General features: G+C 47.7%; 1 protein-coding gene. It reads right to left on the reverse strand.

Annotated elements, in window-relative coordinates; genetic code table 11:
- Positions 1 to 65 precede the first annotated feature (65 nt).
- Positions 66 to 243: nucleotide-binding YajQ family protein (locus GEAM_RS22315; RefSeq protein ID WP_034796364.1), on the reverse strand; the 178-nt coding region annotated here is incomplete at its 5' end.

A 243-nucleotide genomic window follows, 5' to 3' on the forward strand; every position in this document is an offset into this window, starting at 1 on the left:
AATACTTTGATAATATAATAAAAAAGGACGCTCACAGGGCGTCCTTTTTGTTTCCCGCAGGGCAATCAGTCGCGGAAGTTCTTAAACTGGAAAGGCTGGCCCAAATCACCTTTACGCACCAGCGCCATCACGGCTTGCAGGTCATCACGCGCTTTACCCGTCACGCGGATTTCATCGCCCTGAACCTGAGTCTGCACCTTGATTTTGCTGTCTTTAATCAGCTTAACAATCTTCTTAGCAACC

This window comes from Ewingella americana ATCC 33852, assembly GCF_000735345.1.
GTDB classification, from domain to species: domain Bacteria; phylum Pseudomonadota; class Gammaproteobacteria; order Enterobacterales; family Enterobacteriaceae; genus Ewingella; species Ewingella americana.